At 72.0% G+C, this 20,667-nt stretch carries 26 protein-coding genes; 13 read left to right on the top strand and 13 right to left on the bottom strand.

From position 1 onward, the window contains the following. The first annotated feature begins 468 nt into the window (after positions 1-468). The 3 genes from ACFV4G_RS01180 to ACFV4G_RS01170 are packed head-to-tail and all read left to right on the top strand — an operon-like array spanning position 469 to position 3,097. Entirely contained in the window at positions 469-702 is a 234-nt protein-coding gene (locus tag ACFV4G_RS01180; protein ID WP_380435324.1) for a hypothetical protein, read from the top strand. Continuing rightward, on the top strand, positions 699-1,403 hold the full coding sequence (locus ACFV4G_RS01175) for an RNA polymerase sigma factor (RefSeq protein ID WP_380435323.1): 705 nt from the start codon (positions 699-701) through the stop codon (positions 1,401-1,403). The genes ACFV4G_RS01180 and ACFV4G_RS01175 overlap by 4 nt, the downstream gene beginning before the upstream one ends. Next, positions 1,400-3,097: a M48 family metalloprotease gene (locus ACFV4G_RS01170; RefSeq protein ID WP_380435322.1), complete on the top strand. Its 1,698-nt coding sequence runs from the start codon at positions 1,400-1,402 to the stop codon at positions 3,095-3,097. The genes ACFV4G_RS01175 and ACFV4G_RS01170 overlap by 4 nt, the downstream gene beginning before the upstream one ends. On the opposite strand, the gene ACFV4G_RS01165 is transcribed toward ACFV4G_RS01170, so the two are convergent. Beyond that, on the bottom strand, positions 3,094-3,303 hold the full coding sequence (locus ACFV4G_RS01165) for a hypothetical protein (protein ID WP_380435321.1): 210 nt from the start codon (positions 3,301-3,303) through the stop codon (positions 3,094-3,096). The genes ACFV4G_RS01170 and ACFV4G_RS01165 overlap by 4 nt on opposite strands. A 212-nt stretch (positions 3,304-3,515) precedes the next feature. On the opposite strand from ACFV4G_RS01165, the gene ACFV4G_RS01160 reads away from it, so the two are divergent. Both ACFV4G_RS01160 and ACFV4G_RS01155 read left to right on the top strand, forming a co-directional pair. Further along, positions 3,516-4,031, top strand: a complete 516-nt coding sequence (locus ACFV4G_RS01160; RefSeq protein WP_380435320.1) for an NUDIX domain-containing protein — start codon at positions 3,516-3,518, stop codon at positions 4,029-4,031. Positions 4,032-4,234: 203 nt separating this feature from the next. Beyond that, positions 4,235-5,008, top strand: coding sequence for an aminoglycoside adenylyltransferase domain-containing protein (locus ACFV4G_RS01155; RefSeq protein WP_380435319.1), 774 nt, complete (start codon positions 4,235-4,237; stop codon positions 5,006-5,008). A gap of 182 nt (positions 5,009-5,190) precedes the next feature. Here ACFV4G_RS01155 and ACFV4G_RS01150 read toward each other — a convergent pair whose 3' ends face one another. The 3 genes from ACFV4G_RS01150 to ACFV4G_RS01140 form a co-directional block, all read right to left on the bottom strand. Further along, positions 5,191-5,484 carry a hypothetical protein gene (locus tag ACFV4G_RS01150; RefSeq protein WP_380435318.1) on the bottom strand — a complete coding sequence of 98 codons (294 nt, stop codon included), beginning with the start codon at positions 5,482-5,484 and terminating at the stop codon, positions 5,191-5,193. Between the two features lie 178 nt (positions 5,485-5,662). Then, positions 5,663-6,307: an NADPH-dependent F420 reductase gene (locus ACFV4G_RS01145; protein WP_380435317.1), complete on the bottom strand. Its 645-nt coding sequence runs from the start codon at positions 6,305-6,307 to the stop codon at positions 5,663-5,665. 48 nt (positions 6,308-6,355) lie between these two features. Continuing rightward, complete coding sequence (locus tag ACFV4G_RS01140) at positions 6,356-7,168, bottom strand: inositol monophosphatase family protein (protein WP_380435316.1); 813 nt, start codon at positions 7,166-7,168, stop codon at positions 6,356-6,358. A gap of 115 nt (positions 7,169-7,283) precedes the next feature. Here ACFV4G_RS01140 and ACFV4G_RS01135 point away from each other — a divergent pair, with 115 nt between their 5' ends. Both ACFV4G_RS01135 and ACFV4G_RS01130 read left to right on the top strand, forming a co-directional pair. Further along, positions 7,284-8,228 carry a LysR family transcriptional regulator gene (locus ACFV4G_RS01135; RefSeq protein ID WP_380435315.1) on the top strand — a complete coding sequence of 315 codons (945 nt, stop codon included), beginning with the start codon at positions 7,284-7,286 and terminating at the stop codon, positions 8,226-8,228. 351 nt (positions 8,229-8,579) lie between these two features. Further along, the gene (locus ACFV4G_RS01130; protein ID WP_380435314.1) at positions 8,580-9,116 is read left to right on the top strand and encodes a hypothetical protein; all 537 of its coding nucleotides are present in this window, start codon (positions 8,580-8,582) and stop codon (positions 9,114-9,116) included. Between the two features lie 135 nt (positions 9,117-9,251). Here ACFV4G_RS01130 and ACFV4G_RS01125 read toward each other — a convergent pair whose 3' ends face one another. The 3 genes from ACFV4G_RS01125 to ACFV4G_RS01115 form a co-directional block, all read right to left on the bottom strand. Beyond that, on the bottom strand, positions 9,252-9,926 hold the full coding sequence (locus ACFV4G_RS01125; RefSeq protein ID WP_380435313.1) for a response regulator: 675 nt from the start codon (positions 9,924-9,926) through the stop codon (positions 9,252-9,254). A gap of 14 nt (positions 9,927-9,940) precedes the next feature. Continuing rightward, positions 9,941-11,209: a sensor histidine kinase gene (locus ACFV4G_RS01120; RefSeq protein ID WP_380435312.1), complete on the bottom strand. Its 1,269-nt coding sequence runs from the start codon at positions 11,207-11,209 to the stop codon at positions 9,941-9,943. Positions 11,210-11,355: 146 nt separating this feature from the next. After that, on the bottom strand, positions 11,356-12,063 hold the full coding sequence (locus ACFV4G_RS01115; protein WP_380435311.1) for an SDR family NAD(P)-dependent oxidoreductase: 708 nt from the start codon (positions 12,061-12,063) through the stop codon (positions 11,356-11,358). 101 nt (positions 12,064-12,164) lie between these two features. Between ACFV4G_RS01115 and ACFV4G_RS01110 the strand changes: the two genes are divergently transcribed. Continuing rightward, a complete protein-coding gene (locus ACFV4G_RS01110) occupies positions 12,165-13,016 on the top strand; it encodes a helix-turn-helix transcriptional regulator (RefSeq protein ID WP_380435310.1) in 852 nt (283 codons plus the stop codon). Positions 13,017-13,222: 206 nt separating this feature from the next. Here the strand turns inward: ACFV4G_RS01110 and ACFV4G_RS01105 are convergent, their stop codons facing one another. After that, positions 13,223-13,435 (bottom strand): cold-shock protein, encoded by a 213-nt coding sequence (locus tag ACFV4G_RS01105; protein WP_380435309.1) that lies wholly within the window; start codon positions 13,433-13,435, stop codon positions 13,223-13,225. Between the two features lie 135 nt (positions 13,436-13,570). On the opposite strand from ACFV4G_RS01105, the gene ACFV4G_RS01100 reads away from it, so the two are divergent. The 3 genes from ACFV4G_RS01100 (at position 13,571) to ACFV4G_RS01090 (ending at position 15,510) form a co-directional block, all read left to right on the top strand. Beyond that, complete coding sequence (locus ACFV4G_RS01100; protein WP_380435308.1) at positions 13,571-13,963, top strand: phosphotransferase; 393 nt, start codon at positions 13,571-13,573, stop codon at positions 13,961-13,963. 80 nt (positions 13,964-14,043) lie between these two features. Then, entirely contained in the window at positions 14,044-14,229 is a 186-nt protein-coding gene (locus ACFV4G_RS01095; protein WP_380435307.1) for a hypothetical protein, read from the top strand. 351 nt (positions 14,230-14,580) lie between these two features. Next, entirely contained in the window at positions 14,581-15,510 is a 930-nt protein-coding gene (locus ACFV4G_RS01090; protein ID WP_380435306.1) for a hypothetical protein, read from the top strand. 173 nt (positions 15,511-15,683) lie between these two features. On the opposite strand, the gene ACFV4G_RS01085 is transcribed toward ACFV4G_RS01090, so the two are convergent. The 3 genes from ACFV4G_RS01085 to ACFV4G_RS01075 form a co-directional block, all read right to left on the bottom strand. After that, complete coding sequence (locus ACFV4G_RS01085; RefSeq protein WP_380435305.1) at positions 15,684-16,289, bottom strand: cytochrome b/b6 domain-containing protein; 606 nt, start codon at positions 16,287-16,289, stop codon at positions 15,684-15,686. Beyond that, the gene (locus ACFV4G_RS01080) at positions 16,273-16,995 is read right to left on the bottom strand and encodes a molybdopterin-dependent oxidoreductase (protein ID WP_380435447.1); all 723 of its coding nucleotides are present in this window, start codon (positions 16,993-16,995) and stop codon (positions 16,273-16,275) included. Before ACFV4G_RS01080 ends, ACFV4G_RS01085 begins: the two co-directional genes overlap by 17 nt. A 67-nt stretch (positions 16,996-17,062) precedes the next feature. Next, complete coding sequence (locus tag ACFV4G_RS01075) at positions 17,063-17,941, bottom strand: endo alpha-1,4 polygalactosaminidase (protein ID WP_380435304.1); 879 nt, start codon at positions 17,939-17,941, stop codon at positions 17,063-17,065. A gap of 238 nt (positions 17,942-18,179) precedes the next feature. Here ACFV4G_RS01075 and ACFV4G_RS01070 point away from each other — a divergent pair, with 238 nt between their 5' ends. Together ACFV4G_RS01070 and ACFV4G_RS01065 are read left to right on the top strand one after the other, a co-directional pair. Continuing rightward, entirely contained in the window at positions 18,180-18,425 is a 246-nt protein-coding gene (locus tag ACFV4G_RS01070; protein WP_380435303.1) for a hypothetical protein, read from the top strand. Between the two features lie 190 nt (positions 18,426-18,615). Beyond that, positions 18,616-18,864: a hypothetical protein gene (locus tag ACFV4G_RS01065; RefSeq protein WP_380435302.1), complete on the top strand. Its 249-nt coding sequence runs from the start codon at positions 18,616-18,618 to the stop codon at positions 18,862-18,864. Between the two features lie 49 nt (positions 18,865-18,913). On the opposite strand, the gene ACFV4G_RS01060 is transcribed toward ACFV4G_RS01065, so the two are convergent. Both ACFV4G_RS01060 and ACFV4G_RS01055 read right to left on the bottom strand, forming a co-directional pair. After that, on the bottom strand, positions 18,914-19,273 hold the full coding sequence (locus ACFV4G_RS01060; protein WP_380435301.1) for a nuclear transport factor 2 family protein: 360 nt from the start codon (positions 19,271-19,273) through the stop codon (positions 18,914-18,916). A gap of 54 nt (positions 19,274-19,327) precedes the next feature. Continuing rightward, positions 19,328-20,533 carry a cytochrome P450 gene (locus ACFV4G_RS01055; protein ID WP_380435446.1) on the bottom strand — a complete coding sequence of 402 codons (1,206 nt, stop codon included), beginning with the start codon at positions 20,531-20,533 and terminating at the stop codon, positions 19,328-19,330. Between the last annotated feature and the right edge of the window lie 134 nt (positions 20,534-20,667).

Below are 20,667 nucleotides of genomic sequence, written 5' to 3'. Positions count from 1 at the left end.
GGCACGCGAACTCATTGAGCCGGCCAAGGCTGGGCCCGCCGGTCAGTCGTTGCCTTCGATGATGCGGAAGTCGCACTCGACGCCGTCGGGGAGGGCCGCCAGCACCATCTGGCATGCCTCGCTCTCGTACACCTCGACAGCCTGCCGACTGCGCGCGATGGCACCGAACCCCGTACCAGTCAGGCAACTTCGCTCCGGAGCACTTGCCTGACTTGCCCGACACCCACCGGGCACCCTGGACAAGAGTTCGAGATGAACTCACGGGACCCTGCGGGCCACACGTCCAGGGGCGCGCGCCGACCGGCGCGGGGCTCGGCACCAGGGACCGGTCTCGGGCCCCTCTTGACGAATGTGATGTGAATCACATGCGTGCGACTGCTGTGGGACTAAAGGTTTTCCGCTCAAGACCCCTTTCACCGTGCGAGGTTGGCGCAAGGAGCGCCGCCGTCGACGAGAGGAGGCGGGGAGATGTGGGAGACGGTCCTGCTGGCCGTGTGCGCCGGCACCGTCAGGCTGGCGCGCCAGCTTGTGTCCTACCGACTGGCCGTGATGCGGGAGCGCACGCGCGGCGCCGTACTGGAGAGCCTTGTCCTCGCGGCCGGGCCCGGGGCGACGGTGGAGGACCGGCAGGCGGACGGGAGCGTCCTCCTGGTGCGCGGAGCACGGTCGAAGTCGAATCACACACAGGAGACGACGTCATGACGTCAGATCAGGGAACAGTGCGCCCCCGGATGGAACCTCCCGAGGAGTTGGAGGAGTTCGTCCGGGTGACCCAGGGCAGGTTGCGCATGCAGGCACGCTTCCTGTGCCAGGACGGGGAGACCGCGGAGGAGTTGGTCCAGGAAGCGTACGTCCAGGCCAGCCGGATGTGGTCGCGTCTGCGCACGATGGACCACCCCGAGGCGTACCTGCGGCAGATCATGCGCAACGAGTTCCTCGACCGGGTCGAGCGGCGCACCAGGGAGCGTGCGAGCTGGTTGCAGGCGGGAATCCCCGAGCAGGCGAGGATCGAGGTCACCGTCGAGACGCGCCAAGTCCTCGCGGCCGTGCGGGAACTGCCGGAGCGGCAGCGGGAGGTGCTGGTGCGGTTCTGCCTCCAGGCTGAGCCGCAGCGGGCGATCGCCGAGGACCTGAAGATCTCCGCCAACACGGTCGCCGTCCACGTGAAGCAGGCCCGCAACAACCTGGCGAAGCGGCTCGGGATCACCTCGCAGGAGCTCTGGTCCGACTTCGACTCGCTGGTGGACGCGCCGGCCGGCGGGCTGCAGGATCAGCTGATGGTCGAACTCCTGGACGCGGCCCTGTGGTTGGAGGACGCCTTCGAGCACGACCAGCTCGGTCTCGATCTGCTGCTGGAGCGGCTGGCCGAGGCGTGGGCCCAGGACGCCGGGAGGCGCGGGTGAGGCCGTCGCTGTTCCTCGTGTCCCTGCGGGCCCTGCTCGCGGTCGCCATGCTGTTCGTCAGCTACCTGGTCCTGCTCGCCGCCGTGGCCGTCTATGCGGCGTTCCTGTCCCTCCTCGCGGCGGCACCGCCGGACGACGTCGCCAGGCTCCTCTTCACGGTGATCACCTCCACGCCCGTCGTCGCGGCAGTCCTTCTCGCGTTGTGCGCGGCGGGTCGTCCGGCCCGGGGCCCGGAGGGTTCGGTCGAGGTGGCCCCGGAGGAGGAACCGGCCCTGTGGAACACCGTGTACGATCTCGCCGAGCGCTTGGGGGTGCGCCCGCCGACCCGGCTGTACCTGATTCCCCAGGCCAACGCCATGGTCCTCGAACACGCCAGCCTGCTCGGGCTGCTCGGTGGGACCCGTCGGCTCTACCTGGGGATGCCCCTGCTGGTGGGGTTGACGCAGGGCGAGCTGGAGGCGGTGATCTGCCACGAGCTCGGCCACTACGCGGGACGCCACACCGCCCTGTCGTCCGTCACCCGCCGCGGGACCGCCGCGCTCGGATCCATCCTCGAACGCCTCGGTCGGCACCCGATGGTCCAGGCCGAGAACGCCTACCATCCGGCCTACGCCTGGTACTGCCTGTTCTCCGGCTACGCCCGGGTCTACCTCCGGCTGACCGCGGCGGTCGGGCGGCGCCAGGAGTTCGAGGCGGACCGGATGTCGGCCCAGGTCGTCGGAGCGGCGGTGATGGCCGACGCCTTGCGCAACGTGCACTCCCTGGCGCTCGCCTGGGCCCGGCTGGTCTCCGACTACCTGGAGCCGGTGGCCCGGGCCGGCTGGCTGCCGGACGATCCCTTCGCCGTCTTCGCACAGATGCTCGCCGACCCCGAGTACCAGGACACCCTGCGCCGATGGCGGGACTCGCCACCGGACCGGCCCGTCTCCCGGTTCGACAGCCACCCCCCGCTCGCGGAACGCCTGAACGCCCTCGCGCACCGCGTGAACGGAACCGCACCGTGCCGCGAACCGGTTCCCGCGATCGGCGTGCTGACCGACCTCGACCAGCGGACCGTCGAACTCAGCCTGACCGTTTTGCCACAACACGCCGGCGACCCGGACACGACCTGGTTGGCGACGGCGGCCTGGGCCTCCACCGCGGCGGCGACGCTTACCGGCGAGAGCGCCCAGGCCCTGGCCCGGGCCGCCGGCCGGAGCGGCCGCACCACACGGCCCAGTCTGAGGACCGTTCTGGAGGCCCTCGCCAAGGCCCCGGAGACACTGGCTCCTGCCAGCTCGCTGCCCGGTGCCCTGCGCGCACTGCTCGACCAGGTGCTCGTCCGTGACGGGCTGGCCACCGGCTGGCGGCTGTCCTGGGTCGGGCAGAGCCGCCCGGTCGCCGACCGGGCCCTGCTGTCCGAACTGCACGAGCTGACCGTGGCCGTCGACGCCCAGCGGCTGGAGGCCTTCCTGCGGACGCTGCCCGTCGATCTCGCGGCGCCGGTGCTCGTTCGGCGCCCGGTGCGCCAGGAGGAGGTGCCGCCCGCCGATCCCGACGAACGGATCGAGCTGCCGGCCGAACTCCTACCGCACGGTGGGCCGGAGGATGACGAGCCCCTTCGCCAGAAGCATCCGGTCATCAAAACGGCCGCAGCGCTGATCCTGCTGCTGATCGTGCTGGGGTTCGCCTTCGGCGGAGCATCGCTCGGCTAGGAGCCGTCCGGTGTCGGCATCAGGGCGGTCCACAGGGCGGAGGCCTGGCCGCGATCGCGCGCGGTGAGCTCCTCCAGGCCCCGGCCCTGGCCGAGGAGTTGCTTGACGCGCGGGATCGCCTCGCCGTCGGGGCCGATCCGGTTGCGGACCGTCTTGGCGTCGCCGTCGATGACCGTCCGGTACATCACCTCGGCGGTGAGCGACACCGGTGACCGCGGCCGGCCGTGCGGCGGGCGTACTTCATCTGTTGTGCTCCATGGGGGGCACGGGTCACGATGGCCGCCCCGCGCGCCCGGCGAGGGGGGAATGGACGCGGACGCGCGGAGAGACGAGCCCGGCCGGCCATCGGGGCGTGGCGGCCTTCGTCCGGCATCAGCGTGAGCTGTGTCTGTCAGTGCCCTCTGGCATCGTGTGCGCCATGGCCGAACTGGTGGAACGCGTCGACGAGGAAGACCACGTACTGGCAGTCGTCGAGCGGGGCGAGGCGATCCGCCAGCAGTGGCTGCATCGCGTCGCGACGACCGTCTGCCGCGACCCCGAGGGCCGGATCCTGGTCCACCGACGTCCCGACGACGACTCCCGCTTTCCCGGCCGGTACAACTGGCTGCTGGGCGGCGCCGTCAACGTGGGTGAGACGTACGAGGCCGCAGCGGCCCGGGAGCTCGCCGAGGAGATCGGTGTCCGCACCTCCACACGGCTCGTCTTCAAGTACCTCTGCCACGGAGCGATCAGCCCCTACTGGCTGGGCGTGCACGAGGCCACCATCACCCAGCCGATCACGCCGGACGCCTCGGAGATCGCCTGGCACACCTGGCTCACCGAAGCCGAACTTCGGGACGCGATCCGCAGCCCGACGTTCGTCCCCGACGCCCAGGAAGCCTTCACCCGGTACCAGGCTCTGACCGATCCGCCGGCACTCCCCCGAGGCGAGTGACCTTCCGCCCAGGAGACCGCCACGCGATCCGCCCGCTGGAATCTCGATTGCTCAGCGAAGGGGGCGACGGCTACCGTCCATCCCATGACGTCGTACTGCTTCGCCGCAGGGCAGATCCGCCGCGCCTGAACGCGGCGGCACATCCCGTTCATCTCCGCCGCGCCCGTGAGCCCCTTCCACTTCAACGGGTATGGAGATCCCCCATGTTCACCCCGTACCGGGAGCTGGACGCGCTCCTGTACGAGTTCGTCCACGCGGTCCGCGCCATCCTCGGCGACACGTTCGTCGGTGCTTACCTGCAGGGCTCCTTCGCACTGGGCGCCGGAGACCTGCACAGCGACTGCGACTTCATCGTCGCCACCACCGTCCTGCCCACCGGGGCCGCAGAGGCGGAGCTCCGCCGGCTCCACGACGAGGTTCCCACCCGCCCGGGCTTCTGGACCAAACACCTGGAGGGCTCCTACGCGGACACCACGTCCCTGCGCACCGTCGCCGGGCTCGGAACACCGTGGCTGTTCTGCGACCACGGCCACCGCGAGCTGATCTGGGACGCCCACTGCAACAGCCCGCACACCCGCTGGATCCTCAGGAACCACGGAATCACCCTCGCCGGCCCCCCGGTCACCGACCTCGTCGACCCAGTGCCACCCCAGGCCCTGCGCCAATCGATGCGCGAGATGCTGCCGGGCCTCATGGAAGACCTGCGGACCTGGGCCGACTTCGACCTGGCCTGGAGTCAGCGCTACGCCGTGACCACCTACTGCCGGGCACTGTTCACCCTGCACACCGGCGAGGTCGCCTCCAAACGCGGCGCACTGGAATGGGCGCGCGAAACCCTCGACCCGCGCTGGCGCCCCCTGCTCACCCAGGTGATCCAGGACCGCGAGCTGGGCTGGGACCCGGCCGACCCGCCACGACCGGGCAGCCTCGAAGCGATGTACGCCTTCGGTGCCTACGCGGAGTCTTTCACCGGCTGAACCGAGCCCACGCCCGCTTCCGGTACCCCGTCGAACGAGGCGTGGCCACCTTCAAGCGCCGGCGGGTCTTCCGTCACCCCCGCTGCAGCCCGAGCCGGCTTACGTCAGCGGCCAAGGCCGTCCTCACCCTGGAGCAGCAAGGCCGAAAAGGCTCAGGGAACTGATAATCCGTCAATTACATGTCAGGAAGGATAGATGAGTGAACCAAGCGGCGGACAGGGAATGGTCAGCGTGCTGACGCCAGGGCGCTCGACGAAGGCGCGGGCGGCGATGGCCTGGCGGCGCTGGGACTCCAGGTCGTCCGCCCGCCAGGCGTCCCGCCGCACGCGGGCGTCGTCCCGGTTGTAGGAGACGGCGCTGACGGAGGCGTTGCCGGCGGCACGGCTGATGTCCGCCTTCATGATGGCGCGTTGGAGCACGGTCTGCGTGGCGGCGAGGTCGATCCGGGTGATCAGGACCCCAGGGGTATTCGGCACCCGGGTCGGTATGGGGGCTATGGGGAGCGAGGCAGGATCTCGGCCGCCGCGCCCGAGGGACGGCTCTGTACTCGGGAACGGGCGTCCCCTTGCAGCTCAGCGAGCGTTGTCCGTGCCGGCGCCCGGCTGGCTCGCACGAGCCCGCTGCTGGTTTTGGTCCGGACCCGGTCTTGATGGGTCAGCGGGCGAGGGAGACGGCGAAGGGCTTGAAGCCGTGTCGGCGCAGGATGTGGGGAACCACGAGGATCATGGCCTCGGTGGCGCGGGCTGTGGTGATGCCGCCGAGGTCCTCGATCCATGCGGGCTGCCAGCCCAGGTCGCCGAGCAGGCCGGTGACGGTCTTCTTCGCGTTCTGGTCGTCGCCCGAGAGATAGGCGGTCGGTGGGACGGCCAGGGTTTCGGGAGCGGTCATGACCATGAACAACATGGTGTTGAGGGTCTTGACCACATGGGTGTCGGGGAGCGCGGCCTGGAGCTTCTCGGCGAGGCTGCTGCCGGGGTAGCACAGGTCGCCGGGCAGGCCGTCGTCGGTGTCGCGGATGGCGTTGGAAACGTCGACGAGGAGTTTTCCGGAGAGCTCGGTGCGCAGGCCGGCCAGGCGGTCCAGGGAGGTGTCGCCGGGCGTCGCGTTGATCACGATGTCCGCGGTGCGGGCGGCGGTGCGCTGGTCGGCGAAGGCGATCTGCGGGGCGATGCCGGCGGCAAGGACTGCGGTCTCTTCCGGGTTCCGGACACCGAGGGTGACACGGTGTCCGGCCGCGGCGAGCTTGCCGGCGAGGTTGGCGCCGACGCGGCCGGCGCCCAGGATGCCGATGCTGGTCATGAGGTGATGCTCCTTGCGGTATCGGGTGGGTGGGGCAGAGGTGCCCGGTCAGGCGATGGTCGACAGGACCTTGAGGGCGGCGGTGTGGATGCCGGGGGCGGCGGCCAGGAAGTCGCGGCTGCCGGTGTGCCAGGGTTCGCCTGCCAGGTCGGTGACGGTGCCTCCGGCCTCGGAGACCAGCAGGGCGCCGGCGACCAGGCCGGAGCGGACGTCGGAGAACTGCCAGAAGGCGTCCGTGCGTCCGGCGGCGACGTGGATGAGCTGCATCGTGGCGGGCACGGACACGCGCACGACCAGGCCGTTGATGAGCATGGCGGTGACCGAGTCGCCGATCCGCCGGAAGGTGCGCACGTCCTCGCCGGGCCTGGCCTGGCCGGTGCCGATGAGCGCGGCGCCCAGATCGGTCTTGGCGGACACGTTCAGGGGCCGGCCGTTGAGGCGGGCACCGCCGCCGGCGACGGCGGTGTAGGTGTCGCCGGTCAGCGGCAGGTGGACGACGGTGAGCACCGGCTGGTTGTCGCGGACCAGCGTGGCGGTGACGGCCCAGTCCTCCATGCCGTGGACGTGGTTGATGTTTCCCTCGGCGGGGTCGACGACCCACCACTCCCCGGGCGGGAGCGCACCGCCGGCCAGCTCGTCCTCGGCCCACCGCGATCCGGGCCGGGCCCGCAGCAGCGGCTCCCGCAGCACGTCCAGCACCGCGTCGTCGTTGGCGTGGATCTCGGCGACGACCTCGTCCAGACTCACGCCCCGGGCGTGCGAGGTGTGGCGGTCGCGCAGCGTGAGGCCTGCGGTCTCCACCGCGGCGGTCACCTCGGACAGCAGCGTCGTGTCGGCGGCGAAAGGCATGGCTGTGCTCATGGCGGGCTCCCTGCGTTCGATGTGTGCGGGCGGCTTGTCTCGCGCCTGCACTTCGAAGGTAGGATCCCCGGCCATTAACAACAAGTGCATGCTATTCACTCATAGAGTTACTGGCATGCAATTGGATCTGAACCTGCTCACGGCCCTGGACGCACTGCTGGAAGAGGGCAGCGTCGCCGGCGCCGCAGCACGCCTCCACGTCACCGCACCGGCGATGAGCCGCTCCCTGGGCCGCATCCGCAAGGCCACCGGCGACCAGATCCTGGTCCGCACCGGCCGCAGCATGGTCCCCACCACCCGCGCACTGGCCATGCGCGCCCAGGTCCACGCCCTCGTACAGCAGGCCCACCAACTCCTGTCCGCGCAGCAGGAACTCGACCTGGCAGCTCTGGACCGGGTGTTCACCCTGCGCTGGCACGATGCCCTGACCGCCGCCTGCGGCAGCGCCCTGATCACCGCCGTCCACCGCCAGGCCCCCGGCGTCCGGCTGCGCCTGTCGGCCGAACCCGGGACGGACGACGCCGAGTTGCGCCGGGGTGAGGTCGACCTCGAATCGAGCGCCGGCGCCCCGACGCTCCCGGACATCCGCCACCGCCTGGTCGGCAGCGACCGGCTGGTCGTCGCCGTCCGACCAGGCCACCCCCTCACCGAAGGTCCGCTGAGCATCGAGCGCTACGCAGCCGCCGAACACCTCACCGTTTCGCGACGCGGAAGCCTGCGCGACCCGATCGACGACGCCCTGACCACCCGCGGCCTCGAACGACGCGTCGTCGCCGCCGGGCCCACCACCGCCTTCGCCCTGCAACTCGCCCTCGACACCGACCTGGTCGTCACCCTCCCCGACGCGGTCACCCGCGCAGCCCGGGAACAACTCGGCCTCGCCACACTGCCGCCGCCACTCCCGCTGCCCGAGGTCCCCCTGTACCTGCTGTGGCACCAGCGCTACGACGACGACCGCGCCCACACCTGGCTGCGAGACCTGGCCACCGAAACCGTCCAGGCACTATTCGCACCACCGACCGCCCCTCAACAGCCCCTCACCAACCGGACCGGGCAGTGACGGATACGCCCGGGGAAAGGCCTCCGGCAGCCGACTCCCGCTCTTGTGAACACACAACCGGAGTGCGGCGACCGACACTCGGCGGGGTGTGGCCGTCCGCGGGGGATGCAGGCCCACTGCGCGCATACCGCGAGGGTTGACGGACCGCTGCCCCACTGGGCTGACGACCGCACCTCCCGCTGCCCGGCAGTATGTGCATGCACTCGCCGGAAGGCGGCCGAGTGAACAACTCATCGGCCCGGGGCGGCCGTCGGCGGCAGCTCGTGAGCCGGCCGGCCGTTCGGTGCCGCCCAGCCTTGCCGGATCGAGTGAACTGCCGTACCGCAACCCAGAGACGGAAGGAACCGATCCATGGATCTGCGCAAGCGCATGACGACGCTCGCGGTCACCACCACCCTCGCAGGACTCGCCACCCTGGGCCTGACCGTTCCCGCTCAGGCGGCCGACGCCGGCCCCGTCGCCGACGTGTCCTCGGAGTGGGTCGCCGTGCCCACGAGCGACGCCGACGGGACCGTGAGCGCCGGCGCCGCCACGCCGTTCGCTCAGACCGTCGGGACGCCGAACCTCCCCAAGGGCTGCGCGTCGCCCGACCTGTGGAAGCCGTACCCACGCAAGATCGGCCGGGACTGGTACGTGGAGGCCGGCGGCCGGCTCTACGACTGCGGCCTCACCCACCTGTCGCTGGAGCTGCAGAAGAACGGCCACCAGGTCGACAAGAAGACCGCCACGCGCAAGGGTGACATCAACCCCAGGTACAAGTGCCGCAACTTCAGCAGGAACAACTACACGATCGTGGCCACCTGGACGAAGCCGAAGCCGCAGTACCCCGGATTCGAGATCATCCAGAAGTGGGTCAGCCGGAGCCCGGAGCGTCTGAACTGCGGCTGACGAAAGCGCCGGACGCCCTGCGGCAACGAGTACGGAGGTCGTTGCCGCAGGGACCGGTCCGAACGTCGAACGCGCCCAGGCCGAGCTGCGCGTCCTGCTCGTCCCGGACTCCGAGACTCCGTACCGCGGGCGGGCCTATCCCGGGAGGGCGCGCCGCGGGGTGATCAGGCCGCTATCGTAGGCGAGGACGACGGCCTGGGCGCGGCTGGAGATGCCCACCTTGGTCATGATGCGGTTGAGGTGGGTCTTCACCGTGCCGACGGTCACCGCCAGTTCGTCGGCGATCTCGGAGTTGCCGAGGCCCGCGCCGACGAGTTGCAGCACGTCGAGTTCGCGCGCGGTGAGCGGATCCAACTCCGTTGGCGCGTCGGCTTCCTGGCCGATCCGGTGGGCGTACGCCTCGATCAGGCGGCAGGTGACGCTGGGGGCGAAGAGCATGTCGCCGCCGGCGACGACCTCGATCGCGGTGAGCAGCCGCTCCGGCGGGGTCTCCTTGAGCAGGAAGCCGCTGGCGCCGACCCGCAGGGCCCCGTAGACGTACTCGTCGAGGTCGAACGTGGTCAGGACGAGGACTCTGGGCAACGGATCCGCGGCCTGCGCGAGGATCCGTTCGGTGGCGGTGATGCCGTCGACGTCCGGCATCCGGATGTCCATCAGGACCACGTCGGGCCGTAATCGGGCCGCGAGCGCGATGGCCTGTTCCCCGTCGGCGGCCTGTCCGCACACGTCGAGGCCGGGCGCCGCGTGGATCAGGGCGGCCAGCCCGGCCCGCACGAGGATCTGGTCGTCCACCACGAGCACGGTGGTCATGCGCCGGTTCTCCCCTACCCGCGATCGGGGCCGCCCCCCGCGGACCCGGCGCCCGGTCCCGGCAGGGTGAACACCACCTCGAACCCCCCGTCGGGCAGCGAGCCCGCACGCAACATACCACCGTGGGCCTCGACCCGTTCGCGCATGCCGATGAGCCCGTGACCGCCGCTGACGCCGGGCGGGACGGGCGCGCCGCCGCGGGCCGTCGGGCCGCCGTCGCGGACGCCGACCGACAGCCGGCCGGGCCGGTAGTCCAGGGACAGTCGCACGTCGGCCGGGCCGGCGTGCTTCAGCACGTTGGTGAGCGCCTCCTGCACGACCCGGTAGGCGCTGAGGTCCGGGCCGGGCGCGAGCGGGTACGGCTCGCCGGCCACCGTCAGCTCGACGGTCAGCCCGGCCGCCTCGACCCGCTCGATCAGCGCCGGCAACCGGGCCAGCCCCGGCGCGGGCTCCTCCGGCCGCCCGCTCCCGCCCTCCGGTTCCTCGGGCGGCACCCGCAGGACGTGGAGGAGTCCGCGCATCTCCTCCAGGGCCTCCCGGCTGCTGCCCGCGATCGTGTCGAGGGCCGAGCGTGCCGTGGTGGGATCGCTCTCGAACACGTAGCCCGCCAGACCGGCCTGCACCGCGACGACCGAGATGTGATGGGCAATCACATCGTGCAGCTCGCGGGCGATCCGCAGCCGTTCCTCGGTCAGCGCGTGCCGCATCCTGGCGGCCTGCTCGTGCTGCAACCGCAAGGTCAGTGCGGCGAGTTGGAGGTTCCGCTCGCCCAGGATCCGCAGCGTCAGGCCGAACGCCCAGGCCGTCCCGACCCCGAGCACCACCTGGGCGAGCGCCACGTCCGGGGAGACCACCTTCGTGGCCATCGCGCTGCACAGCCAGACGGGCGCCGCGAAACAGGCGCCGGCCACCGAGGTACGGGTCGGACGCCGGGCGGCGAGGGTGAAGACGGCGAACAGCGGCGCCCAGATGTTGGCCGACGGCTGGTACCCGCCGACGGTGTAGGCCAGAAGCGCCGCGCACGAGACCAGCAGGACACCCACCGGGGCGAGCCGGCGGACGGCCAGCGGCAGGTTGACCACCAGGCAGAGGGCGGCGGCGGTCCGGTCGAACGGCGGCCAGCCCGGCGGGTGGTACTGGTAGGCGAACGACAGCGTGGCGGCGGCCAGGATCAGGGCCAGCAGCGCGTCGATGACGCACCGGTGCGTCTCGGTCAGCCACGCCGGCCGCCCCGGAGGCCCCGGGAGCCCCTTGACCGGGGACGGGGGCACGTCTGTCTGCATCCGGGCAGCCTAACGACACTGCCATGGGCGGGGGTTGGCGGCATGGGCTCGGCCCGGAGGCGGAGTCCCAAGGTGCGGGCTGGAGCACGTGCTCCTGCAGGGCGACAACGTGATCGTCGGCCGGGGCGGCCGTCGGGGCGGGGCGGTTACCAGGGCAGCGGGCCTTCGGCGTCGGTGTAGGTGCCGGTGGGGCCGTCCGGGGTGAGGCCGGCCATGCGGACGATGATCTCGGCACCCTGTTCGACGGTCTGGATGCCGGTGTTGCCGTTGAGGTCGGTCTTGGTGAAGCCGGGCTCGACGGCGTTGATGCGCATGTGCGGGAACGCCTTGGCGTACTGCACGGTGATCATGTTGACGGCGGCCTTGGAAGCCGGGTAGGCGACGCCGGGGTACGCGTAGGTGGGGGTGCCGGCGGTGGTGACGCGGGTGAGCGAGGCCAGGCCGCTGCTGAGGTTCACGATGACGGGGGCGGCGGAGCGCTGCAGCAGCGGGAGGAACGCATGGGTGACGCGTACCGTGCCGAAGACGTTGGTCTCGAACGTGCTCCGCATCAGGTCGGCGGTGACGTCCGCCGCACCGATGATGCCGTTGTCCTCGGCCCGCTCCTCCACGCCGGCGTTGTTGACCAGCACGTCCAGGCCGCCGTCGGCCTCGACGGTCCTCGCCGCCGCGGCGACCGAGGCGTCGTCGGTGATGTCGATGACGACCGGCCGCGCGCCCAACCGCTCGGCGGCGCGACGCCCGCGCTCGGGGTCCCGGCTGCCGATGTACACGGTGTGGCCTGCGGCGATGAGTCGACGGGCGGTCTCGAAGCCGAGCCCCTTGTTCGCTCCGGTGATCAGTGTCGTGGTCATGCCTCCACGATGCTGCGCGGCGATGCCGTCAGCCAGGCGTCCGGTCTTCCTGGGACTGCCGGTACCAGGCACCCGTGGGCGGGACGGTGCACAGTGGTGGCATGGCGACCACGGAGTTCGGGCGGACGGTGCGGCGCTGGCGTGACCGGGTCCCGCCGGAGGCGGCCGGCCTGCCGACGGGCGGCCATCGGCGCGCCGCCGGACTGCGCCGGGAGGAGCTGGCGCTGCTGGCCGGGATCTCGGTCGACTATGTCACCCGCCTCGAACAGGGCCGGGCGGCCAACCCGTCGGAGCAGGTCGTCGAGGCGCTGGGGCGGGCGCTGCGACTGAACGCGGAGGAACGTGAGCATCTGTTCCGGGTCGCCGGGCTGGTAGCACCGGGACGCGGCACGGTGCCCGCCTACATCACGGCGAGCGTGCAACGGATGCTGGACCGGCTGACCGGCACACCCGTCGCGGTCTACGACGCGGCGTGGACGCTGCTGCTGGCCAATCCGCTCTACACCGCGCTGATGGGTGAACGGCACGGCAAGGAGCGCAACGGGGCGTGGCGGAACTTCCTCGGCTCGGGCAGCCGGGTCCGCCACACGCCGGAATCCCGGCAGGCGTTGGAGACCGCGGTCGTCTCCGACCTGCGGGCGGCGGCGAGCCGCTACCCGGCGGATCTGCGGCTGCGGCGTCTGATCGCCGATCTGCGCGGCAACAGCGAGCGGTTCGCCGAGCTGTGGGACTCCGGCACGGTGGGACACCAGGAGGCCTCGCGCAAGATCATCGACCACCCGCAGGTGGGATCGCTGACGCTGGACTGCGACGTGCTCAGCGTCGCGGGCAGCGATCTGCGGATCATGGTCTACACGGCCGAACCCGGCACCGAGGACGCCGAACGGCTGGCGCTGCTGGCGGTGATCGGCACGCAGGCACTGGTGAAGGTCGCCGGCGAGGGCGTCGGGTGAAACCTGACACCGGCGCCGGGCCCGACCGCCGTGGCGTCGGCGCTCAGCACCGCCGGCTTGCCCGCCCCGGCACCAAGAGCACCGGGGTCCGGCACGCGCAGGCCGGGCGCGGGCTCCAGCGCCCACCGCGCCGCGGCCTGCGCGTCGTCCGGACGGTGCTCGGCGTACGCGACCGGGTACCCCCCGTCCGCACCGCCGGCCCCCGGCTACTGCTCGACGCGGACCTTGTCGGCCTGCATGCCCTTCTGGCCCTGAACGGCTTCGAAGGAGACCTTCTGGCCCTCCATCAAGGACTTGAAGCCCTGCCCTTCGATGGCCCTGAAGTGCACGAAGAGGTCCGGACCGGACTCAGGGCTGATGAAGCCGTAGCCCTTCTCCTCGTTGAACCACTTCACGGTGCCGTTCTGACGGTCGGCCATGTCTTCTCCTTGTCGCACGCGGATCGCCTTGCCCCGCGATCCTCTCACGCAGAGCGCGTCCGCAAACACGAACGGTAGTTGGGCCATCCGGGTCGCGCCGTGACGGCACCGGGCTCGGCAGTAGCATGCCCGGTCATGACGGATGATCAGCGGGAAGTGGAACTGGCGGGCGGGGGCGTCAACCGGGTCTTCCGGGCGGGGGCCACCGTTCGGCGCCCGTCGGGGCCGTGGACGGCGACGGTGCACGCCCTCCTCGATCACGTCCACCGGCGCGGCTTCGCCGGTGCTCCGCGCGCCCACGGACTGGACCCCCAGGGGCGCGAGGTCCTCGACTTCATCCCGGGCGACGTCGGGCACCGGCCACTGACCGATGACGCCCTCGTCGCCGTCGGCGCCCTGCTGCGCGAATTCCACGACGCCACCGCGGACTTCACCCCGCCACCGGACGCCACCTGGTTCCTGCCCGCGCGGGAACCGGCCGAGGTGGTCTGCCACGGCGCCTACCTGACCGCCGCGCTCCGACCGTAGGCGACCGGCGTTGACCGAACGTCTACGCGCGAGTGATCGAGTACGGGGCACCAACCCCTTCGAGGTCCTGGAGGACCACCATGATCACGCGTGTACTGGTCGGCATGGCCGCGGCCGCCCTGGTCGCCCTGGGCACCGGCGCGGCGACGTCGGCAACCGCTTCCGGCGGGTCCCCGTCCAACTGGCACTGGGTCAACGGCGTCGGCCACGACACCCACGTGACCGCGGGCGGCTGGCTCGACAAGCCGCGCGAGCACGACATGTAGGCCATCGGGCCCGGCCCACCGGCTCCCTGTCACCGGTGGGGCGCTTTCTTGTCACCACCCCCGCACGAATCGCCGAAATCCACCGGCCAGAGGGGGGCATTCCGGCGTCCCCTCCGATCGGCGGAGCAGTCCCAGGCAGCACACAGGCGATGTCAAACCGTTACCAAGAGGCCTCCCGAGTGTCCGTTTTGCCCGTTGCGCCGGTGCTGTAATGGCCATGCCTCCTTCAAGGATTGGCAAAGTCAGCACGGCAAGAATGCACATCCCCGACGTCTCGACGGCAATTCCCCGCACTCCTGGAAACCCGCGAACGAAGGCGATCGCGATAGAACGCACAGGAGTTCAGGAATGATGGCTACGAGAATTTCCGCTCTCGGCCGGTGGTCCGCCACCGCCGTGGCCGCCGCCGTCGTGGCGGGGACGGCCGCCGGGTGTTCCGGCGTCGTCGACCGCGGACTCGCCGGCCCCGCCCCGTCGGCGGCCGAGACCACCAGTCCCGCCCCGTCCGCGGCCGGGACCACCAGTCCCACCACGACCGCCGCCGCCGACCCCGCGAACCCCGCGACCTGGCGCCTGCCGATGGAGGCCCACCTGCCGACCGACGAGGAGTCCCGGCGATTCGGCCGGGCGATGACCACCCTCGTCGGCGACTGCATGCGCAAGGCCGGCCACGCCTACTCGGCGCCGCCGGAACTGCCGAGGCTCGGCCCCAAGACCCTCACCGACTGGCGCTACGGCATCCACGACGCCGCCCTGTCGGCCGAGCGCGGCTACCGCCCGGACGCGGCGGAGCAGGCCGCCTACGACGCGGCGATCGCGAAGGGCCTCGCGGCCGGCACCACGGGCGCCGCCGCCGAGGCGGAGCAGGCGTGCGGCGTGCAGAGCAAGCAGCGTCTGGGCGGCGGCGACCGCACCTGGGGCGCGCGCGCCCCGACGCTCGGCCACGACGCCATAGTTCGCGGCCAGCGCGATCCGGCGGTCGGGGGCGCGGTGGGGGGCGGGGCCGCGGGGATTAAGGGGCGCGGCTTCGTCTACAAGGAGCCCCTCGACGCGAGCGACGACCGCCGCTTCAAGGGCACGGACGTGTCGCGGACCGAGATCGACACCGCGCTCGCCGACCTCGCCTGCCGCGCCCGCAGCAACGTCGCGAAGGTCTGGTTCGACGCCGAGGTCCGGCTCCAGGAGCAGGCGCTCGGGCAGCGGGTGCCGGCGCTCCAGGCGGAGCGCCGCGAACTGGACGCGGCGCTGCGCAGGAGCGCGGACGTCCTCGCCGGCCGCTGACGCCGACGGCCGCCTGGGCGTGTCTTTCGGATCAGGTCGGAGGGCCGCGGCGTCAGGGTGCGTGCATCGCAAGGCGGAGGAGGGAGTCCATGCGGAGTATCGGCGACCGACGACAACGCAGCGAGGCGCGTGCCCTGGCGTCGTGGCACCCGGGCTGATCCGAAAGACACGCCCTACGTGCGCTCCGGGTCCCACTCCGGGTGTTCGCGGGCGGCCCACCTCCGGTCGACCAGGCCGGTGCGCATGCCGAGGCGGGCCTCGGGGTCGCGGACGGCCATGCGGATGTGGCCGATCGTGACGACGGCGATCGCGGCGGCCAGCCAGTCGTGGACGAAGGTCGCGCCGGTGCGCCAGGACGGCGGGGCGAGGTGGGTCAGCCACATCAGCAGGCCGGTGCCGACGATGACGAGGATCGCGCCGAGGGTCCACTGGGCGTAGAGCTTCTGGCCCGCGTTGAACTTGCCGGCCGGGCGGTCGGCGGCGCGGGAGCGCAGGGCGCGCAGCCAGGCCCAGTCGGTCGGGGTGAAGCGGCTCAGGCGGGAGAGGTCGGCGCGCAGGGCGCGGGAGGCGAGGCCGAGGAGCAGCGGAACGGGCAGGGCGAGGCCGCACCACACGTGGATCGTCACCACCAGCCGTCGCCTGCCGACGAGTTCGGCCAGGGGCGGCACGTACAGGAACGCGGCCGTGGTGAGGCAGACCAGCATCAGGGCCGCTGTGACGCGGTGGACCCAGCGTTCGGCGCGGGTGAAGCGGCGCAGGAGGTCAGGAGGTCGGTGCATCGTCACGTCCGTTCGAGCGGCCGACCCAGGCGTCGACGTCGTAGCCGTTCTCTTCCCAGTAGCCGGGTTGCACCGCGTCGGTGACGGTGATGCCGGAGAGCCACTTCGCGGACTTGTAGAAGTACATCGGCGCGACGTAGAGCCGGGCCGGGCCGCCGTGGGAGTGGGAGATCGGGGCGTCCTGCATGCGCAGGGCGACGAGGACGTCGTCGCGACGGGCCTGGTCGAGGGTGAGGCTCTCGGTGTAGGCGCCGTCGAAGCAGCTGAACCGCACGGCCCGCGCGCCGGGCCGCACGCCGGCCGCGTCGAGCAGGTGCGACAGCGGGACGCCCTCGAAGGGGGTGTCCGGCACGCGCCAGCCGGTCACGCACTGCACGTCGTGGACGATCCGGCGCTGGGGCATCGCCTGGAGCTCGGCGAGGCGGAAGGTGCCGGGGCGGTCGACGAGGCCGTCGACGCTCAGGGTGTACGTCTCGGCGGTCCGCTCGGGGACGGAGGCGGTGATCGAGTAGTACCGGAAGCCGCCGCCCCCGGGGAGGAGCCCGGTCAGGCCGGTCGGGTCCTTGCCGGCCACGGTGTCCTGGGCCTTCTGCAGGTACGGCCCGGCGGCGACGCCGACCGCGCCGAGGCCGAGCAGCCCGAGCACGACCCGGCGGCCGACCGGGGTGCCCTTCCCGTTGTGCGCTGTACTGTCCACGCCGCCGATTCGACCAGGTCCGCCCCGTCTTGACCAGGGGCGCAGCCCGGTCGTCAGGGTTTCGTCACATCCGGGCTCAGCAGGTCTTGCGGACGTTGCCCGCCTTGCCCTGCGGCAGCACGTTCTTGTCCCGGCGGACGATGCTCAGTTTGTCGCCCCAGCCCTTGCAGGCCTTCGACAGGCCCTTGTCGGTGTACTCGATGACGTAGACGCGGTCGCCGAAGGCGTCGACGTAGCCGTTGCACTCGTCCTGCTCGCCGCACTCCTCGGCGACGGCGAAGTCCAGCCCGACCTTCTGGCGGTCGCCGGCCAGCTCGACGGTGTTCTTCTGGCCGATCGCGAGCTTCTTCTCGTGCGCGTGGGCGGCGATCACCGTCTGGAACGCCTCGACGTCGGCCGCGGTGAGCAGGTTGTCGGAGCGGGTGTAGCTGTCGTAGTTGTCCGGCTCGACGGCGTTGAAGCCCTTGGCCGCGCACTCGTCGATCCAGCCGTTCACCTTCGCCGCGATGCGCTGACGCTTGGCGTCGGTGCGGACGTCGAGGAGGGCCTCGTTCCAGTTCGTGTCGTAGACGACCTTGCCGCCGCCGTCGCGGAGCAGCAGGTCCGGCTCCCAGTCCTTCTCGGCGCCGGACTGGGCCTGGAAGGCGTTGACGTAGCAGATGTTGTACAGCCCGGCGGCCGGCACCGCGCCGTGGTCGCGGCTGACCACCTGCACCCCGGCCGGGGGCTGGTAGGGCGAGGAGATCTGGTAGTCGAAGCCCGTGTGCTCGGGCGGCAGGGTGACGCTGGTGGGCGGCGGCAGGGACGGGCCGGTGGCGGGGGCCGTAGTCGAGCTGTCCGAGCCGGAGTCGTCCCCGCCGTCGGACGAGGAGCTGCACGACGACAGCACGAGCGCGGCCGCGGCCGAGACGGCCAGCGCCGCGGCGACCCGGCGACGGACAGGGCTGATGGACATCGTCGGTCTCCAAGGGGGTGGTGGCACTGAGGCTCACCTTACCGGGCAGTGGATCACCCTCGGCCCCGCACGGGGGCCCGGGACCGAATCCCAATGAACGCTTAATGCTCCGTTCACGCCCGATCAATCGGCACTGCAGCAGTCGGGAACCCTTCCCACAAGTCTGGGATAGGAACGGCCACGGCCGCCGCCGCAGAATGACGGTGCACGTCAAACCCCTTGAGAAGGAGCCCAGTTGATGAAGCGCTTGCACCGTTCCCTGGTCGTCGGCGGTCTCGCCGCGGCCGTCGTGCTCTCGGGCGTCGGCGCCGCCCAAGCGGCGGAGGCCGCACCGGCGGGCACGCACGCGGCGGCCCTCGCCGGCGCCGCCGACTGCGACGTCGAGTTCACCGTCACCTACTACCACTACCGAGAGAACGGCTACTCCCACGGCGGGGCGCTGCGCCGCGCCAACAAGGCGTACGCCAAGTGCATGGCGAGCTGATCCGCTGATCCGACGGCCCGTCGGTGCCCGGACCATCGGGGGCGGGCACCGGCGGGAGGCGGGGCCGGGGGCCGGGGGCACCCGATTGGTGCGCCCTCTGATAGCGCTCCGGAGATGGCTGGGGACCTCCGCCGGCCCACGACCGCGTGACGCGGCGGTGACCGTGGACGGGCAGGATCGTTGGCCGGGCATGACCATTTCCAAGCGCATCACCGCCGCCGCCTTCCTCGCCGCGGTCGCCGTCTCCATGGGCGGCCCGGCCTTCGCCGCCGAGCACGCCGGGGCCGCCGGGCACGCCGCACACGTCCGGCACACCGAGCCGCCCGTCACCGCCCTGCAGTGCGAGGAGGGTGGCGGCTGGGTGGCCACCGACATCCGCGAGCGCCGGGAGTTCTGCCTCGGCGGGGAGTTCGAGGACCGCTACGTCATCTGGATCTGACCTGCGGGTGAGGGCGGAGCTCCCCGGGCGACCGGGGTGCTCCGCCGTGTCACGCCGCCGGGCCGTAGGCGCCGAAGCCGCGGCAGACCAGGCCGTCGCGGAAGGTCAGGACCTCGGCGACGGCCTGGCCGCGCTCGTTGCGGTAGTTGATGACGAGGGTGTCGACCGAGGCGCGGACGTCCTCGACGGTGAAGTGCAGGTCGGGCAGGTGGTCGAGGCCCTTGGCCCAGTAGGCGCGCAGGGCGTCCTTGCCGCGCACCTCGCCGGACGGGTCGCCGATGATCTCCAGGATCCTGGGAGAGGCGAAGACGACGTCTTCGGTGTAGTGGGCGAGGATGCGCTCCAGGTCGCGGGAGTTCCAGGCGGCGGCCCAGTCCTGGGCGAAGCGGGTGGCGAATTCGAGGTCCATGGTCCCGGACGGTACGACAACCACGCTGCGGTCGCGCGCAATTCCACGATCCGGTCACCACACCACGGGTAGGTGCGACGGGCTGCGCGTCGTGCCGCCGAGCTGCCAGTCGATCGGTGCGCCGGGGTCGGCGAGGCGCAGGCCGGGGAGGGCGGCGGCCAGGCGGTGGAGGGCCTCGCACATCTCCAGGCGGATCCGCCAGGCGCCCAGGCAGTAGTGCGGGCCGGCGCTGAAGGCGAGGGTGGGGGCGGCGAGCGGGGCGGCGAGGTCGGCGTCGAGGCCCCCGTCCGGGAAGACGGCGCCGTCGCGGTTGGCGCTGTTGAGGCTGACGGCGACCACCGCGCCGGCCGGGATCGGCACCCCGCCGAGCTCGACCGCCTCGACGGCGCGCCGGGTCGTGGCGTCGTCGTCGCCGAGGGGGATGTGGTGCAGGAGCCGCTCGGTGGCGCGTTCGGCGACGGCGGGGTCGGCGAGGCGGGGCCAGCAGGAGGGGCGGTCGCCGAGGAGGTGGACGAAGGCGTTGCCGAGGGCGCCGGTGATGCTCTCGTTGCCGCTGCCCGCCAGGCCGCAGACCAGGTAGACGAGCCAGGTCTCAGGGATGCCGCCGTCCTCGTCGGCGGCGCGGACCAGGCTGCTGACCAGGTCGTCGCCGGGTGCGCGGCGCCGCCGGGCGATCAACTCGGCCGCATAGGAGGTGAATTCGTCCATTGCGGAGTCGTTCCGCTGATCGCCCTCGGCCAGGAGGGCCAGGGACCAGCGGTGCAGCCGGGTCTCGTCGACGCCCTCCAGGGCCATCAGCCGGCTGGTGACGGCGAACGGCACGGGCCGGGTGAAGGCGGCGACCAGGTCCGCCGGCGACCCGCCCGCCACCAGGTCGTCCACCGCGCGCTGGACGGCCTCGGCGACCCACGGACGCCAGGATTCGACGGCGCGCGGGGTGAAGGCGCGCTGGACGGTCAGGCGCAGCCGGCGGTGGTCGGCGCCGTTCAGGTTGAAGATCGACGCCGGGTTGCCGGTCGCCTCGGCGGTGCGGCCGTCGCTGCCGACGGCGTTCAGGTCGTCGCGGGTGAAGCGCGGGTCGCTCAGCACCTTGCGGACGTCGTGGTAGCGGGTGACCAGCCAGGCGGGGGTGCCGTCGGCGAGGGTGGTCGGCCGGGGCGGCAGGGCGGGGGCGAAGGTGAGCCGGTGGAGCGGGGGGAGGGCGGGGCCAGTGGCGGTGGAAGTGATGGGAGCCTCCAGGTCCGGGTTTCTCCCAAATATGACGTACACGGAGATTCGGGGCCATGGACGCGCGGTGACGGGGGGGGCCCCGCCCCCCCCGGCCGCGGGTGGCGGCCCGGGCGCCCCCCCCCCCCCCGCCCCCCCCCGCCGGGGGAGGGCCCGCCGGGAGAGAG

The organism is Kitasatospora sp. NPDC059747, from assembly GCF_042732955.1.
Lineage (GTDB): Bacteria > Actinomycetota > Actinomycetes > Streptomycetales > Streptomycetaceae > Kitasatospora.
This window is presented reverse-complemented; position numbering and strand designations above follow the sequence as displayed.

What these genes read in the sequence shown, in the direction of transcription:
- ACFV4G_RS01115 (WP_380435311.1), bottom strand. Translation starts at nt 12,063, where the DNA reads ATGACCACGACACTGATCACCGGAGCGAACAAGGGGCTCGGCTTCGAG.
- ACFV4G_RS01125 (WP_380435313.1), bottom strand. Translation starts at nt 9,926, where the DNA reads ATGACCACCGTGCTCGTGGTGGACGACCAGATCCTCGTGCGGGCCGGG.
- ACFV4G_RS01095 (WP_380435307.1), top strand. Translation starts at nt 14,044, where the DNA reads ATGATCACGCGTGTACTGGTCGGCATGGCCGCGGCCGCCCTGGTCGCC.
- ACFV4G_RS01090 (WP_380435306.1), top strand. Translation starts at nt 14,581, where the DNA reads ATGGCTACGAGAATTTCCGCTCTCGGCCGGTGGTCCGCCACCGCCGTG.
- ACFV4G_RS01105 (WP_380435309.1), bottom strand. Translation starts at nt 13,435, where the DNA reads ATGGCCGACCGTCAGAACGGCACCGTGAAGTGGTTCAACGAGGAGAAG.
- ACFV4G_RS01155 (WP_380435319.1), top strand. Translation starts at nt 4,235, where the DNA reads ATGTTCACCCCGTACCGGGAGCTGGACGCGCTCCTGTACGAGTTCGTC.
- ACFV4G_RS01140 (WP_380435316.1), bottom strand. Translation starts at nt 7,168, where the DNA reads ATGAGCACAGCCATGCCTTTCGCCGCCGACACGACGCTGCTGTCCGAG.
- ACFV4G_RS01145 (WP_380435317.1), bottom strand. Translation starts at nt 6,307, where the DNA reads ATGACCAGCATCGGCATCCTGGGCGCCGGCCGCGTCGGCGCCAACCTC.
- ACFV4G_RS01100 (WP_380435308.1), top strand. Translation starts at nt 13,571, where the DNA reads ATGACGGATGATCAGCGGGAAGTGGAACTGGCGGGCGGGGGCGTCAAC.
- ACFV4G_RS01160 (WP_380435320.1), top strand. Translation starts at nt 3,516, where the DNA reads ATGGCCGAACTGGTGGAACGCGTCGACGAGGAAGACCACGTACTGGCA.
- ACFV4G_RS01110 (WP_380435310.1), top strand. Translation starts at nt 12,165, where the DNA reads ATGGCGACCACGGAGTTCGGGCGGACGGTGCGGCGCTGGCGTGACCGG.
- ACFV4G_RS01085 (WP_380435305.1), bottom strand. Translation starts at nt 16,289, where the DNA reads ATGCACCGACCTCCTGACCTCCTGCGCCGCTTCACCCGCGCCGAACGC.
- ACFV4G_RS01075 (WP_380435304.1), bottom strand. Translation starts at nt 17,941, where the DNA reads ATGTCCATCAGCCCTGTCCGTCGCCGGGTCGCCGCGGCGCTGGCCGTC.
- ACFV4G_RS01135 (WP_380435315.1), top strand. Translation starts at nt 7,284, where the DNA reads ATGCAATTGGATCTGAACCTGCTCACGGCCCTGGACGCACTGCTGGAA.
- ACFV4G_RS01180 (WP_380435324.1), top strand. Translation starts at nt 469, where the DNA reads ATGTGGGAGACGGTCCTGCTGGCCGTGTGCGCCGGCACCGTCAGGCTG.
- ACFV4G_RS01065 (WP_380435302.1), top strand. Translation starts at nt 18,616, where the DNA reads ATGACCATTTCCAAGCGCATCACCGCCGCCGCCTTCCTCGCCGCGGTC.
- ACFV4G_RS01130 (WP_380435314.1), top strand. Translation starts at nt 8,580, where the DNA reads ATGGATCTGCGCAAGCGCATGACGACGCTCGCGGTCACCACCACCCTC.
- ACFV4G_RS01060 (WP_380435301.1), bottom strand. Translation starts at nt 19,273, where the DNA reads ATGGACCTCGAATTCGCCACCCGCTTCGCCCAGGACTGGGCCGCCGCC.
- ACFV4G_RS01120 (WP_380435312.1), bottom strand. Translation starts at nt 11,209, where the DNA reads ATGCAGACAGACGTGCCCCCGTCCCCGGTCAAGGGGCTCCCGGGGCCT.
- ACFV4G_RS01070 (WP_380435303.1), top strand. Translation starts at nt 18,180, where the DNA reads ATGAAGCGCTTGCACCGTTCCCTGGTCGTCGGCGGTCTCGCCGCGGCC.
- ACFV4G_RS01175 (WP_380435323.1), top strand. Translation starts at nt 699, where the DNA reads ATGACGTCAGATCAGGGAACAGTGCGCCCCCGGATGGAACCTCCCGAG.